Genomic DNA, 14065 nt, shown 5'->3' on the forward strand with positions numbered 1-14065 from the left:
ATATTAAAACCATATGTGCTGATTCCGTTTTTAGAGCGTATGATTTAAAAGCAAATGTGGTGTACGTACATTTTCTGGTAATCACTCGCAGAAATATCATCGATCTATTATCCACTATCCAGCATCCAGTATCGAGTATCCACCATCAAGCTCTACCTCACCTGCACCCACTCACTAATATTGTTGTTTCGATCAACGGCAGCTACAAAAAGCCTGTCGGTATTTTGTGCGGGCATCATGTTCAGGTCAATATCTGTTGTCCTGTCGGCAATGATCAATTGAATGAGGGTAGCATTTTCCATCCGTATATTCCTGCCACGTGGTACTGCAAATACTGCAAAGCTTTTTATAGGTTCTGCACCACGATATAGCAGCCGAACCTCGCTTTTACTAATATTGTTTACAAGTGGTTTCAGTGGCGGTACACTATCTATCCACTTCATTACCGGCTGCAGGGCAGGGTAACGGTAGTAGTTGTTGCGAAGGCTGTCATTCCAGCCATTTGGATTGGAATTGAAGATTTTGCTGCTATAGAATATGCTGCCGTGCACATTTTGATTATTGCGCAAATACTTGATCTGATTCGGTAATTCGTTCCGGTCTTTCCACGGGCCAGACTTGGCTTCAGTTGCTCTATACAACCCATGGCCAATATACAGGTGACGATTGAAGTTATTAGCCGCCCACCAATCCAGCAGCATTTTATAATCTACCAGCTTATGACCAATCTCCCAGTATAGCTGCGGTGCCACATAGTCTATCCATCCCCTTTGCAACCACAACAGTATATCAGCATGCAGGTCGTCATAATTGGTTACACCAGCCCTTGATGCACTTCCACGAGCATCTTTGTTGCTGTTTCTCCAAACGCCAAATGGGCTGATGCCAAACTTCACCCTGGGATTAATTGACTTGATCGTTCTGCCCAATTGCTTGATGATGGTATCCACATTGCTCCTGCGCCACTCATCGCGGTTCATGCCATTGCCGTAACGGGCAAAGCTTGCTTCATCAGGAAATTCTTTACCTGGTATCTTGTACGGGTAGAAATAATCATCGAAGTGAATGGCATCTACATCATAACGGTCCACTACATCGCGGATGATCTTGTTTACATGCTCCCTTGCCTGCGGTACACCGGGGTCAAAATATTTGGTATTGCCATAGGTAACAAACCAGCTAGGATGCTGCCGCGTAACATGGTTAGCGGCTACTGAACTACGATTGACATTGAACACAGCCCGGTATGGATTGAACCACGCATGAAACTCCATTCCACGCTTATGACATTCTTCTATCATAAACTGTAGCGGGTCGTAATAAGGTGATGGTGCCTGGCCCTGCTTGCCGGTAAGGTACTCACTCCACGGCTCGTGCGGCGATGGGTAAAAAGCATCTGTAACAGGTCGCACCTGTACTACTACCGCATTCAATCCATTTCGGTGGTGCATATCAAGCATGCGAATAAATTCTGCTTTTTGTGTTTCTGTTGGTAAGCCGCGTTTACTGGGCCAGTCAATATTCTCTACCGTAGCTATCCACGCACCCCTGAACTCGTGATGCGGACTTTGAGCCTGTGCTAATGATCCAAAAGCCAATAAAAAAGCAATAATGATTTTCCTCATTGTAAATAATAAGTCTAAAGGTGTACGGTAAAAGCAGTGGTTAAGGGCGGTCGCGAAGCTTATCGAGCAAGCGGTTCAATTGATCCGCTTCATTAGCATCAAGGTTCGATGTAAGTTCATCTATCAATGCATTCTGGCTATCCAGCCGATCCAGCAGTTGCAGGCCCTCGGGTGTGATAGTTACATCTACTAAACGTTTATCAGTGGGACAGACTTTCTTGTCTGCTAATCCTTTCTTTAACAGTCTCTCTACAATACGGCTGGTGTCACTCATCTTATCAAGCATTCGTTCACGTATCTGCAGGGTTGATAAAGGGCTGGTGCTGCCACGCAAAATGCGCAGGATATTGTATTGCTGGTGGGTTATATCTTCTTTTTCAAGTAGTTCTTTCAACTTTTCCAGTAGCCAGTTGCTGGTATAGATCACGTTCACCATTGCTTTATGGTGGTCGTTTCTAAAAATGGCCTGCTGAATTTCCTGTTCTAATCCCATTCCGGCGTTTTTACAAAAATAGGGGATTGTGATAAGTGAGGCAGGTCGTTAGTTGTTAGTTGGAAGTTGTTAGTTGGTAGATTGGAACCCGAAATGTTGGAGAGATTTTGATTCCAGAGTCACTAATCCTCCCACACCTTCAGCCCTTCGCTGCAGTTGGCGCAGATGTCAATATTCTTCCTGCTGGTCATGATCTCTTTGCGAAACTGCCGGTAGTTATCATTTTGCCACACATCCTTGAATGATTCCATTTTCAGGTTGCCAAGGCGGTGCATCGCGTCTTTATCAAAACAACAAGGAACTACCAGTCCATCCCATGAGATCACGTTTCCTTGCCACAATTTCCAGCAGTGGTTGCCCATGCCGCTCTTGCTCTTCATCTTACCGTCTTTGCCACGGCGGTAGCGGCTGTATTTTTCAATAGTAGGAATCAGATTATTTGGATCGTTCTCATAATCGTATACCTGGGCGGTTTTGAAACGTACCTGGTCCACGCCAATTTCTTTGGCTATCTGCTTTATCTCTTCTATCTGGTGCTCATTGTGTTTTACTACCAAAAACTGGAAGAACACAAATGGCGTCCTGCTTTTTAGTTCCTTCTTCCACTTTACAATATTCTTTGCTCCCTCCAGTACTTTATCCAGGTTGCCACCTACGCGGTACTGGCGGTACACATCATTGGTGGTGCCGTCAATGGAGATGATCAACCTGTCCAAACCACTCTCCACTGTTTTCTTTGCATTGGCATCGGTCAGGTAGTGGGCATTGGTGCTGGTGGCAGTGTAAATGCCTTTGTCCGAAGCATACTTTACCATCTCTAAAAAGTCTGGGTTCAGGTAAGGCTCGCCCTGGAAGTAAAAGATGAGGTATGTAAGCTCTTTGTAAATATCATCGATGGTGCGGCGGAAGAAATCTTTCTGCAGCATACCTGTTGGACGGGTAAATGCTCTCAAGCCACTGGGGCACTCGGGGCAACGAAGGTTACACGAAGTAGTAGGTTCGAAGGAAATAGAAATTGGGTAGCCCCACTGGATTGGGCGGCCGGTGAGCCTGCTTAAACGATAGCTAGCCCAAACTTTAGCCGCGTTCCATGCACGGCGGGGTGTGGCTTTGCTGAGCAGGTTCATCGTGTCGTTCCAATTGAAATAAGGCATGGCGCGAAATTAAGCCCGCAGTTGCAAACTGCTGTAAAAAATAAACCTGCACAAGTAGGCAAATGCAGCACCTGGTTGGTTTGTAAGACTTTGGCAGTGTAAATGACTTAAGCAAAGCCAGCTAAAACTCTTGCTGCTTACGCCATAGTTTACGAAGAAAATAAATGAGCAGGAAAACGCTGATTACACACCACGAGTAGAAAAAGATATTGCCCAATGTTACTCGCTGTTCAATGAAAGCATTGTCACCTTTTATGGCTGCTATACATATAATAGCCAGCCAAAGAAAGCTGATGCCAATGCTATAGCCAATGCGTTTAAAGAATTCCCTCACCTCCGGGTCCATGCAACTTATTTAGCTGGTAAAGGTAGAATGTTTTTTAGCAAGCTGAATGTACAGCTGCAGGTGTAGAGGATGATTGTTATCAGCACGGTCAGGTGAATGTTGTTTTGGTAACAAGTTATTCAATCACTTTATCAGCAGGTCTTTAAAGTCGCTGCTATCGCCATTAAAAACATTGAAATCTACAGCGTGTGCTATTCCATTTACCCGCCCTTTCTCGCTATGCTGCCATATTATCCACGGCTGCTTTATGCGCGGTTTGTTCTTTTCGAGGTAATGCGCCACCCATAGCGGGTAGCTGTCAAATTCACCAGCTAGGTAGCTGGAGTAAAAGCTCACATAAGTATAGATAATAGGCCTGACGCCATAATGATCTTCCACAATGCGCAGCCATTCTCTAATTTCTTGTTTCATCTTTTCTGGCTTTACCCCATAAAGATGTTCTATATCCAGAACTGGTGGCAGGTCACCCGGCTGCAGTTTTACTGTGCTGATAAAGTTTCGCGCCTGCGCCTTTCCGCTCTTGCTGGCTATAAAGAAATGGTAGGCGCCACGTGTCATTTTTGCTTCACCGGCTTTTTTCCAGTTGCGGCGAAACTGCTTATCTACATTGCCCAATCCTTCTGTTGCTTTCATAAAGGCAAAGCCGATCTTCACATCCTTTACCTCCATTTGCTTTACGCTCTTCCAGTCTATATAGCTCTGGTACTTGCTTACGTCTATGCCGTGTATCTCGTAGTTTTCAGGAATGTCGATACCAAAGGCAGGATAGCGAATAAACTTGGCTGTTTCTATACGCTGGCTTCTATACCATACATAACCAATGGCAGCCACCACCAGCAGTAGTACCGGTATTACCAGCCACCATAACTTCCGCTGCTTCTTTTTCTTTCGTTTTCTTTTTGCCATTAGCTACAGGTACAGCGACAAATATGGCGGAAAAACCAAAAAGTAAAAATTCAAAAGCCAAAACGTGGAAAGGAAATGCAGGTGAATGAATTTATCATCATGCAGCTCAGCTGCTATGATCCTGCACGATGCGCCATTCTTTACCTATCTTTTTTACCAGCAGCGTAAAATGTCCCTGGGCATCACCTATTGTTCGCTGCAGGTGCCATTTGCCTACAACAGAAAAATAAATGGCAGATAGCCTTTTTACCTGAAGTATATCAAAGGTTAGTTTACCCATAGTAGCAGCATCAGGATAACTTTTGCGGTAGTTCTGGAGCGTGGCATCAAAGCCATACTTCGGGCCGCTTTTTCCAATGAATAACAGGCTATCGTTTTTCCAGTAGCCTTTCATAAAACCTTCTATATCGCCCGCATTCCAGGCAGTGGTTTGTTCCGCTAAAATATTCCTGATTGCCTGTTCATCTTTTGATTGAGCATGGCTGCTGAACTGCAGAAAACATATCAATAACAGGAGGCTAAGCTTTTTCATAGGCTATTTTTTACCAAAATACGAATAGCTACGGCGCAAGCTGCACCTGTTGCAGAAGATTATCAAAGATGAACATATAGCTTTTTTCCAGATTGGTTTCTTCACAAACCATTTCATTGTTAAAACATCATAAATTGTAGCTTTAAGCGCATTTAAATTTCCATTAAACTATAACTATGATCATGAAAAAACTCCTGTGGGGATTGGCAGGACTATGGCTTTCTACTGCCGCCATTGCCCAGGAAACTTATCCTGTAAATGGCGTGGCCGACCGACGAGAAGGTGCTTACGCCTTTACCAATGCCACCATTGTAAAAGATCCTCAGACAACTTTGCGAAATGCTACACTGGTGATCCGAGATGGTAAGATCGTTTCTGTTGGAACCGGCGTTTCAATACCTGCAGATGCCGTAGTGGTAGATTGCAAAGACAAATTCATCTATCCTTCTTTTATTGACATTTTTAGCGACTATGGTGTACCCGCACCACAGCGTCCTGCAGGAGCCTTTAACTATAATGCACCTGCGCAACTTACATCCAATCAAAAAGGGGCGTACAGCTGGAACCAGGCAATTAAAACGGATGTGGATGCCGTAAAACTTTTCTCGGTAGACGAAGCAAAGGCCAAGCAACTACGTGATGTGGGTTTTGGTACAGTGCTTACGCATCAGAAGGATGGTATAGCGCGTGGTACCGGTGTGTTGGCTACGCTTCAGTCAAATGCTGAGAACCTGGTAATTCTAAAAGACCGTGCGTCTGCGCATTATTCTTTCAGCAAAGGGTCAAGCACCCAGAGCTATCCAAGCAGCCTAATGGGTACTATAGCGCTGCTGCGCCAGTCGTACCTGGATGCGCAGTGGTATAAAAACAAACCTGCAAAAGAAGGATTGAACATTTCGCTGCAGGCGTGGAACGACCAGCAGGCACTGCCACAGATATTTGATGCAAACGATAAATGGCAGGCGGCTCGTGCAGATAGAATAGGCGATGAGTTTGGTGTTCAGTACATCATCAAAGCTGGGGGAAATGAATACCAGCGTATCAATGAAATGGCAGCCACCAAAGCTCCTTTCATTCTTTCGCTCGATTTCCCTCAACCACAGGATCTTGAAGATCCAAACGATGCTCGTTTTGTAAGTCTTACAGATATGAAGCATTGGGAGATGGCTCCATCTAATCCTGCAGCTTTTGAAAAGGCAAATATTCCTTTTGCCATCACAGCTGCTGACCTGCGTGATCAAAAGACGTTTCTTGTAAATCTTCGTAAAGCCATCAACTACGGGCTGTCGGAGACAAAAGCGTTAGATGCACTTACCAAAGCCCCGGCTACTATGCTTGGTGTATACAATACAGTGGGAAGTTTGGATGCCGGTAAAATTGCCAACTTCATCATCACTTCCGGACCTGTGTTTGCCGAAAGGACCAACATCCTGAGCAACTGGGTGCAAGGCGCCAAGTACAGCGTGAAGGAAGACAACTGGAAGAATATTGTTGGTACTTACAACTTCACTGTTAACTCTGCTACAGGTGCACCACAACAATACAAAGTAGATGTGCGTGGAAGTTCTACTGCCAGCCTGATAGCTAAGGATACCATCGCCGGCAAGTTCAGCTTCGATGGCAATGCGGTGCGTTTCAATTTTGCTCCTGAAAAAAATGTGCGTACCAACATTAGGTTAAGTGGTTTTAGAACCGGTGACCAATGGCAAGGAACAGGTGTGGATACAGCAGGTAATCCTGTTTGGTGGACCGCTGCTTTAGCCTCTGAGCAAACTGTAAAAGGTGACAGCGCTAAAGACAGGCGCATGGCTCAAACTATGGGTGATGTTGTTTATCCTTTTACTGGTTTCGGTTTGAAAGAACTGCCAAAGCAGGAGACCATTCTTATTCGCAACGCTACTGTATGGACAAATGAAAAAGATGGAGTGCTACAGGGTGCAGATGTACTGATCCGCAATGGTAAAATAGCGCGTGTAGGTAAAGGTTTGGCTGAGCCTGGTGCACGAGTGATAGATGGTACAGGTAAACACGTTACACCTGGTATCATTGATGAACACTCACATATTGCTGCAGCTTCTATAAACGAAGGTGCGCAAAGTGTAACTTCTGAAGTGCGTGTAGGAGATAACCTTAATCCTGAAGACATCAATATCTATCGCCAGTTGAGCGGTGGTGTTACTACTTCTCATATTCTTCACGGTTCTGCCAATACCATTGGTGGACAAACACAGCTGATAAAGCTGCGTTGGGGTGCCAACGACGAAGGGTTGAAGTTCGCTAATGCAGATCCTTTCATCAAGTTCGCTTTGGGTGAAAACGTTAAGCGTACTTCTTCTAACAGCAACAATCGTTTTCCTGATACCCGTATGGGTGTAGAGCAGGTGCTGGACGATGCATTTGCACGTGCTAGAGATTACGAAAGAGCGCTGAAAGGAAAAGATGCTAAAAATGTAAGACGTGATCTTGAGTTGGACGCGCTGGTAGAGATATTGAATAAAAAGCGTTTCATCACCTGTCACTCTTACGTGCAGAGCGAGATTAACTCGGCCATGAAGATTGGTGAGAAATATGGTTTCCCCTTCAACACTTTCACCCACATTTTGGAAGGTTATAAAGTAGCTGATAAAATGAAAGCACATGGTGCGCATGCTTCTACTTTCAGCGACTGGTGGCAGTACAAAATGGAGGTGGTAGATGCTATTCCTTATAATGCAACCCTGATGAACAGGGTAGGTGTGAATGTAGCCATCAACAGTGATGATGCTGAAATGGCGCGTCGCCTGAACCAGGAGGCTGCCAAGAGCGTGAAGTATGGTGGCATGAGCGAAGAAGATGCCCTGAAAATGGTAACGCTTAACCCTGCTATAATGATGCACGTTGCTGATCGTGTAGGAAGTTTGAAGGCCGGTAAAGATGCAGACGTAGTAGTATGGAGCGATCATCCACTGAGCATTTATGCCAAGGCAGAAACTACCATTGTAGATGGTGCTGTTTATTTTGATCGTGCAAAAGATGCAGAGCTGCGCAAGCAAGTGGCAGCGGAGCGCAACAGGCTCATCAAGAAGTTTATTGGCGAAAAGAAACCTGGTGCGGGTAACACACAACCACCTGCTGTAGCAAGTATGGAATACATGCATACTTGTAGCGATCACGCACACAGCCACGGATTATTGGTAGTAGATGCAGAGGAGGCTGCACTGTACAACAACTAAAGCTTAAACAATGAAAAGACTGATTATTTATAGTGCTCTCTTCTTATCATCCATTGTAGGAAGAAGCCAGGAAAATGTTTATCCTGCCAAAGAAAACAAAGGCGTCATTTATATCACCAATGCTACCATTCATGCGGGTAACGGGCAGGTGATACAGAATGGTACCATAAAAATAAAAGACAACAAGATAGAAGCAGTAGGTAGTTCGGTAACTGCCGGTTCTGATGGCAAAGTCATCAACGCTGCGGGTAAACATGTTTACCCTGGTCTTATACTTTCCAATTCCAATCTTGGATTGGTGGAAGTGAACAGTGTACGTGCTACCAGCGACCAGCGTGAACTGGGGGAGCTTAACCCTAATGTGCGTTCCCTTGTAGCATACAATTCTGATTCAAAAGTGATAGGCACGCTGAGAAGCAGCGGGATCCTTTTTGCGAACATCGTTCCTGATGGTGGCCTTATCAGCGGCTCCTCTTCAGTGGTAAACCTGGATGCATGGAACTGGGAAGATGCAGCTTACAAAATGGACAACGGTATTCACTTTCACATGCCGAATATGATCAATCGTCCTGCACGTTTCGCGCAGGCGATTTCGCCACAAGCACAGGTAGACCCTGTGAAGCGTGCGCTGGAGCAGGTAGATAAGATGAAGGCTTTCTTTAGCGAAGCAAGAGCATCGTACAAAGGAAGCAACTATGCTAGCAACAACCTGAAGCTGCAGGCAGTTAAAGGATTATTCGACAAATCGCAGAAGTTGTACGTGCATTGCAACACGGTAAAGGAAATGCTGGTTGCCATAGATATTGCCAAGGAAAATGATTTTGACCTGGTGATTGTGGGCGGCAGCGAAAGCTACCAGATACCTGAACTGCTGAAGCAGAACAATGTAGCTGTTATTCTGAACCAGATGCACAGCCTGCCTACTTCACCAGATGATGATGTAGACCAGCCTTTCAAAACACCAGCGGTATTGCAGAAGGCGGGTGTTTTATTTGCCATTAATGATGAAGATGGGCAAACACGCGGCCGCAACCTTTCGTACAATGCAGGTACTGCAGTGGCTTACGGGCTTACCAAAGAGCAGGCGCTAAGTGCTATAACATTGAACGCAGCAAAAGTGTTGGGTATAGCAGATCGAACTGGTTCTATAGAAACAGGTAAAGATGCTAACCTGGTTATAGCAGATGGTGATATTCTTGATATGCGCAGCAGCAATGTTAGCCATGCTTTCATCCAGGGTCGTGAATTGAACCTGACGGATAAGCACAAGCAGTTGTACGAGCGGTACAAGTACAAGTATAATTTGAAGTAGTTTATTTTAATTCTCACAATACGGTAGTCTTAAAGACTACCGTATTTTTTATTCCAGTAACTTATTCTTTGAAATAGCCTGTCATGCCTGAACTACCCGACATAGAAGTTTTTGCGCATAACCTGAAAGCGCGGTTTGCAGGTAAGAAACTGAAGAAAGTAAACGTGCTTGTAACAAAGCGGCTGAAGGACGAGCCCGAAGAACTAGCGTCAGCTTTAGAAGGCAAAACATTGGAAAATGTGTTTCGATCAGGTAAAGAACTGCGGTGGAAGTTTTCTGGTAACACGCTGCTCGGTATGCACCTGATGCTCACTGGTGATATCTTTCCTTTTCAAGGGCAGAATGAAAACAAGTTCACGATCGTTGAACTGTATTTCTCAGATGGAACAGGACTAGCGCTGACAGACAGGATGAAGAATGCAAACATCAAACTGAACCCGGTAGATAAAGATGGTGTAGATGCACTGGCTAAGGAGCTGAACTTTGAATATTTAAAAGCAGTGTTTCAAAAGAAGTGTACTGTGAAGAGTATTTTGCTGGATCAAAACATCATCCGCGGCATAGGCAATGGCTATTCTGATGAGATACTTTGGCAGGCAAAAATTTCTCCTTTTTCTACAGCCAATGCCATACCTGACGATAAGCTAAAAGAGCTGCCTAAGATCATTCGGAAGGTGCTGACAACAGCTACTAAAAAGATCATGAAGTCGCACCCGGGATTGATAACCGGTGAGGTAAAAGATTATCTTGATATTCATCACAAGAAGAAAACTGAAAGTCCTACCGGCTTTCCAATATTGGTGGAAGAAGTAAGCGGCAGGCGCACCCACTACACGGAAGAACAGGTATTGTACAAATAGAAAGAGGTCCCAGTAGAAGGACCTCTTTTTGTTAATCACAAGGGCGATCTACATCACCACTATCTTAATTGTTTGTTGTTCGTGCTGGCTCACCACTTTGAGCTGGTAAACTCCCGGGGCAACATTTACTGGTACTTCAATACGGTTTAAAGTATTTGCATTGAATACGGCAGTTTTTAATGAGCTAACTCTTTTACCATTCATGTCTACTATTTCTATGGTATAAGAAGTTTTCTCTGTAGGTATGATGGTAACAGTTGCAGCGCCACCTTTCACCGGGTTTGGAAATACCGATACAAACTGGCCAGCATTATCCGAAAGGCGTACGAGCCTTGTTTCTGAAAATTCTACTTTGCCATCCATCATCATCGACTTAACTCTTACCCTGTAGCTGCCATTTTTCAGGTTAGGAATAGCTGCCTTATAATTGCCATTTGCACTGCTGCTAAAAGGTACTTCTACAGTGGTAGAGAAGCTGCTATTCACATCTGCTAACTCCACTACATATTTAGATACACCAGTTTCAGTAGCTACTTTCCATTCAGTAAAAATGGTTTGTTTCTGTCCTCGTGCACCAAAGGATAACCAGCGTACCGGCAAGGTTCCTGAGAAGTCTTGCGTAGTAAGTGTGTTGCTGTTTCTTTCGCAAGGTGTAGCCATCACCAGCGGATCATCAGTCCAAAAGAAGTCGCTGTACGACATGCCGGTTCCAAGCAAACTGATGGAATGATTAGGGCTGGTTCTTGCTGTTTCCATTGCAGGTAAACCCAATTGTGTTGTGATAAGATCAGTCATCATTCCTGCTGCTGGTCCGCCACCGCGTGCTGCTGATTCTATTTTAAAAGCCTTTTCATACGATAGAAGCTGTACCACATTAGTGTTATTATAGATGATAGCTATTGCTGCGGGTACATCTTGCAAAATGGGTAGCTTCTTGAATAGCAAAGTGATGGTAGAATTAGCAACAGGGCATTGTTGAAATTCCGTAAGTGCATGCACGGTTTCTGCTTCGCTATACCAGCTGGAAGAAACATTGTATGGTAACCCGCGGCCGAGCAATAAAGCTGTTTCATCCAAAGCTCCGCCAGTGTATAAGATCACCTTGTATTTTGCCAGCTCTACCGGGTTGCTGGCAATGGTGGATTTCATGGCTAATTCAATAAATTCGGCAGTATCGCTGTTGCCCCTCGTGGTCAGGTGATCGTAGTGAAATTCATTTAGCCATACATCTGAGGTAGAGGTTTGTGCAGTACAAACCGTAGATGCTAACAGAAGAAGGCTCGCTATAAAAAGTTTCATATTAATTAAATTTTTTCGGTGATGGCATTGATTATTGTGCGAGAACTTTGAAACATTGGCCGGTAGCCTTGTCGCTATATACGCCTGGTCCGTCAGGTGTAAGTGTTCCCACTCTTTCATAGGTATACGCGTTCCAACTCTTAAGCCTGTCACCTGCTTTTGCCGGCCTGCTTAACCTGGTGCCTGCGGTGCTGGTAGAAGCCGGAGGGCTCGATACATTCAGCTTATCTTTAGGAACTGTCCAGGTAATCGTATTTGTAACTGTATTCCAATTGCCGGTTATGTCTTCGTAGTGGAAAGCATTGGTAGTTGGCCTGGTAGTGCCGTCATTACTTCTTACCGTAAGCTTAAAGCGCTTTACACCCACCTCATCAAATGAGGATACGATATAAGCGATGTTAGGTGTTGGCGCCTCCATTTCTCCTACTATTTTATCTAAAGTGAAATGAACATCAAAGTAGCGCTGCTCTACACCAGTAACACCCGGAGGAACTGCTGCTAAGCCTCCTGCTACCTTCATTGTTATATCAAATGAAGTAGCGGTTTCATTTGCAAAATGGACAACATCAATATCATACTGCGGAGCCGGAGGATTTGGATTTAGATCTGCTGCGCCTATAGAGTCTTTAATCACTGGTACACCTGCACCACACTCACTTTGTACGGCTGCAATGCTTGGGAAAGTAGTGCTCATTCTTGAAGCAACTTCAGGATGAAGTGTTCCGGTTTTCCATGGATCAGTATCGAAGCCGAAGCTGCCATCTGCCGGCAAACCATATTTGCTGTTGTAATCTGTGCCAGTAGCAAGCAAGCCAAAATAAGCGGCGGCTACTGCAGCGTGTGCATTTACATAACCTGTGCCTGCTTCCCATTTTTTATTGGCCATTGGTACAGCAGTTCGTTGCAATATGGCTTTGATGGCTCTCCATTCAAGCTTTGGATTGGCTTCCATCATCAACGCTACTATGCCTGCCACATGCGGACACGCCATTGATGTTCCGGAAAGTATTGAGTAGAATGGAACTTCTTCGGGAGATAATTGTTCCAGTTCATCAGGTGTAGAAAGGCCGATGACTTGTGTAGTGCCCGTAGTAGCTCTTACAGAAAATATATCAGTACCAGGTGCAGTTACAGTTGGGCGATTCTCCCACAAGTAGTTTTTGCCATCAACAGTTATGGTTGCTTGTTGTGCTTCATCATCTGATGGGCTGTTCCTAAAACGACCACGTGAAGATGAAGACGCAAGGGTTCCATCTTTTTGACCATTACCCACACAAACGATCCATGGAGCAACTTTATAGTTACCGGTGATTGTACCACGGGAAGGGCCAGAATTACCTGCAGAAAAAACTACCTGCACCCCGCGGTCAGCCAGCATCTTCGTAGCAATATTAGTAGAATTAGAAGGCTGGTACGACATGAAAGTGGTATCAGCGGTGCTGCCGTAAGAATTAGACATCACGCGGATGTTATAATCTCTTCCATGTTTTAAAACATATTCAAAACCACCGGCTACATCCAGGATGTTCAATCCTGCACCAGAACCATAGCCTATCAGGTAAGAACCTGGCGCTACACCGGTTATTCTTCCGTTAGAATAGCGGCCATCGCCACCTACTATTCCCATACAATGCGAACCATGACCACCACCCTCGTCTGAATCGCGTTTTACACCATTGTCCGATGCATGGTCTTCATCCCATGCCACTGCCAGTCCTTTTACATTCTGTACAATCCTCCTGGGGCCGCGAGGGCCATCACCTTCTTGGATATCGGTGCTATCACCATCAAAGCCAGAATCGTTTATAAGTACACCAACGCCACGACCTGTAACAGGTAGTCCGTTGTTAAGTGCTGTAAAGGCAGCATCTTCCCGTACATTTTTTACCCTGGAAACTACAATAGCCTGGTGCAGGTCACCCTTTAGCTTTGGGTTGTCCCAGATGCCATAGGCACCTTTGATCTTTACCAGCCAATCCAGGTCGTTCATGGCTGTTTTAATACCCTGGATAGGCAGGTGCTGGAATTCAGGTCCTACAAAGCGCACTTTTCTATTAGCTAATTCTTTTCTTGCTGCAGCCGCATCTTCAGGAGAATGGTACGTGAGAATCATGACCATTGAATCTGTGCGGTTGTTTGCTTTTTTAAGAATGCCAGGAGCAACAGTTACACCTGGCGGAATGAAGGCTGGCTTTTGGGCACTAGCTTGTAAGCACACTAAAAGTGTGAGAGCAAGTATCGTTTTAAACATAGGGCTAATTTTTAACGGAATTTTTGCAAAAAGCGTTCCAAAACTCGAGTAGTACCTTTTTGAGACCCTGTATAT

At 44.9% G+C, this 14065-nt stretch carries 11 protein-coding genes; 3 read left to right on the forward strand and 8 right to left on the reverse strand.

Annotated features, from left to right (window positions below):
* Window positions 1-152: 152 nt before the first annotated feature.
* From J4N22_RS00905 to J4N22_RS00930, 6 genes are all read right to left on the reverse strand, one after another.
* Window positions 153-1625, reverse strand: a complete 1473-nt coding sequence (locus J4N22_RS00905; protein ID WP_207491753.1) for a glycoside hydrolase family 10-like protein — start codon at window positions 1623-1625, stop codon at window positions 153-155.
* 40 nt (window positions 1626-1665) lie between these two features.
* Window positions 1666-2118: a MarR family winged helix-turn-helix transcriptional regulator gene (locus J4N22_RS00910; protein WP_207491754.1), complete on the reverse strand. Its 453-nt coding sequence runs from the start codon at window positions 2116-2118 to the stop codon at window positions 1666-1668.
* 122 nt (window positions 2119-2240) lie between these two features.
* On the reverse strand, window positions 2241-3272 hold the full coding sequence (locus J4N22_RS00915) for a radical SAM/SPASM domain-containing protein (protein WP_207491761.1): 1032 nt from the start codon (window positions 3270-3272) through the stop codon (window positions 2241-2243).
* Window positions 3273-3393: 121 nt separating this feature from the next.
* The gene (locus J4N22_RS00920) at window positions 3394-3618 is read right to left on the reverse strand and encodes a hypothetical protein (protein WP_207491762.1); all 225 of its coding nucleotides are present in this window, start codon (window positions 3616-3618) and stop codon (window positions 3394-3396) included.
* 123 nt (window positions 3619-3741) lie between these two features.
* Window positions 3742-4524 (reverse strand): glycoside hydrolase family 25 protein, encoded by a 783-nt coding sequence (locus J4N22_RS00925; RefSeq protein WP_207491763.1) that lies wholly within the window; start codon window positions 4522-4524, stop codon window positions 3742-3744.
* Window positions 4525-4630: 106 nt separating this feature from the next.
* A complete protein-coding gene (locus J4N22_RS00930) occupies window positions 4631-5056 on the reverse strand; it encodes a YybH family protein (RefSeq protein ID WP_207491764.1) in 426 nt (141 codons plus the stop codon).
* 182 nt (window positions 5057-5238) lie between these two features.
* Between J4N22_RS00930 and J4N22_RS00935 the strand changes: the two genes are divergently transcribed.
* The 3 genes from J4N22_RS00935 (at window position 5239) to J4N22_RS00945 (ending at window position 10440) form a co-directional block, all read left to right on the forward strand.
* A complete protein-coding gene (locus J4N22_RS00935; protein ID WP_207491765.1) occupies window positions 5239-8268 on the forward strand; it encodes an amidohydrolase family protein in 3030 nt (1009 codons plus the stop codon).
* A 10-nt stretch (window positions 8269-8278) separates the two neighbouring features.
* Window positions 8279-9580, forward strand: a complete 1302-nt coding sequence (locus tag J4N22_RS00940) for an amidohydrolase family protein (RefSeq protein WP_207491767.1) — start codon at window positions 8279-8281, stop codon at window positions 9578-9580.
* An 83-nt stretch (window positions 9581-9663) separates the two neighbouring features.
* Entirely contained in the window at window positions 9664-10440 is a 777-nt protein-coding gene (locus tag J4N22_RS00945) for a DNA-formamidopyrimidine glycosylase family protein (RefSeq protein WP_207491768.1), read from the forward strand.
* A gap of 48 nt (window positions 10441-10488) precedes the next feature.
* Here the strand turns inward: J4N22_RS00945 and J4N22_RS00950 are convergent, their stop codons facing one another.
* Both J4N22_RS00950 and J4N22_RS00955 read right to left on the reverse strand, forming a co-directional pair.
* Window positions 10489-11739 carry a T9SS type A sorting domain-containing protein gene (locus tag J4N22_RS00950; RefSeq protein WP_207491769.1) on the reverse strand — a complete coding sequence of 417 codons (1251 nt, stop codon included), beginning with the start codon at window positions 11737-11739 and terminating at the stop codon, window positions 10489-10491.
* Between the two features lie 31 nt (window positions 11740-11770).
* Entirely contained in the window at window positions 11771-13990 is a 2220-nt protein-coding gene (locus J4N22_RS00955) for a S8 family serine peptidase (protein WP_207491770.1), read from the reverse strand.
* Between the last annotated feature and the right edge of the window lie 75 nt (window positions 13991-14065).

The organism is Aridibaculum aurantiacum (assembly GCF_017355875.1).
In the GTDB taxonomy this organism is placed as follows: domain Bacteria; phylum Bacteroidota; class Bacteroidia; order Chitinophagales; family Chitinophagaceae; genus Segetibacter; species Segetibacter aurantiacus.

Excerpts from the sequence above, each read along its gene's own strand:
- J4N22_RS00905 (WP_207491753.1), bottom strand. The coding sequence starts at position 1,625 with ATGAGGAAAATCATTATTGCTTTTTTATTGGCTTTTGGATCATTAGCA.
- J4N22_RS00910 (WP_207491754.1), bottom strand. The coding sequence starts at position 2,118 with ATGGGATTAGAACAGGAAATTCAGCAGGCCATTTTTAGAAACGACCAC.
- J4N22_RS00915 (WP_207491761.1), bottom strand. The coding sequence starts at position 3,272 with ATGCCTTATTTCAATTGGAACGACACGATGAACCTGCTCAGCAAAGCC.
- J4N22_RS00920 (WP_207491762.1), bottom strand. The coding sequence starts at position 3,618 with ATGGACCCGGAGGTGAGGGAATTCTTTAAACGCATTGGCTATAGCATT.
- J4N22_RS00925 (WP_207491763.1), bottom strand. The coding sequence starts at position 4,524 with ATGGCAAAAAGAAAACGAAAGAAAAAGAAGCAGCGGAAGTTATGGTGG.
- J4N22_RS00930 (WP_207491764.1), bottom strand. The coding sequence starts at position 5,056 with ATGAAAAAGCTTAGCCTCCTGTTATTGATATGTTTTCTGCAGTTCAGC.
- J4N22_RS00935 (WP_207491765.1), top strand. The coding sequence starts at position 5,239 with ATGAAAAAACTCCTGTGGGGATTGGCAGGACTATGGCTTTCTACTGCC.
- J4N22_RS00940 (WP_207491767.1), top strand. The coding sequence starts at position 8,279 with ATGAAAAGACTGATTATTTATAGTGCTCTCTTCTTATCATCCATTGTA.
- J4N22_RS00945 (WP_207491768.1), top strand. The coding sequence starts at position 9,664 with ATGCCTGAACTACCCGACATAGAAGTTTTTGCGCATAACCTGAAAGCG.
- J4N22_RS00950 (WP_207491769.1), bottom strand. The coding sequence starts at position 11,739 with ATGAAACTTTTTATAGCGAGCCTTCTTCTGTTAGCATCTACGGTTTGT.
- J4N22_RS00955 (WP_207491770.1), bottom strand. The coding sequence starts at position 13,990 with ATGTTTAAAACGATACTTGCTCTCACACTTTTAGTGTGCTTACAAGCT.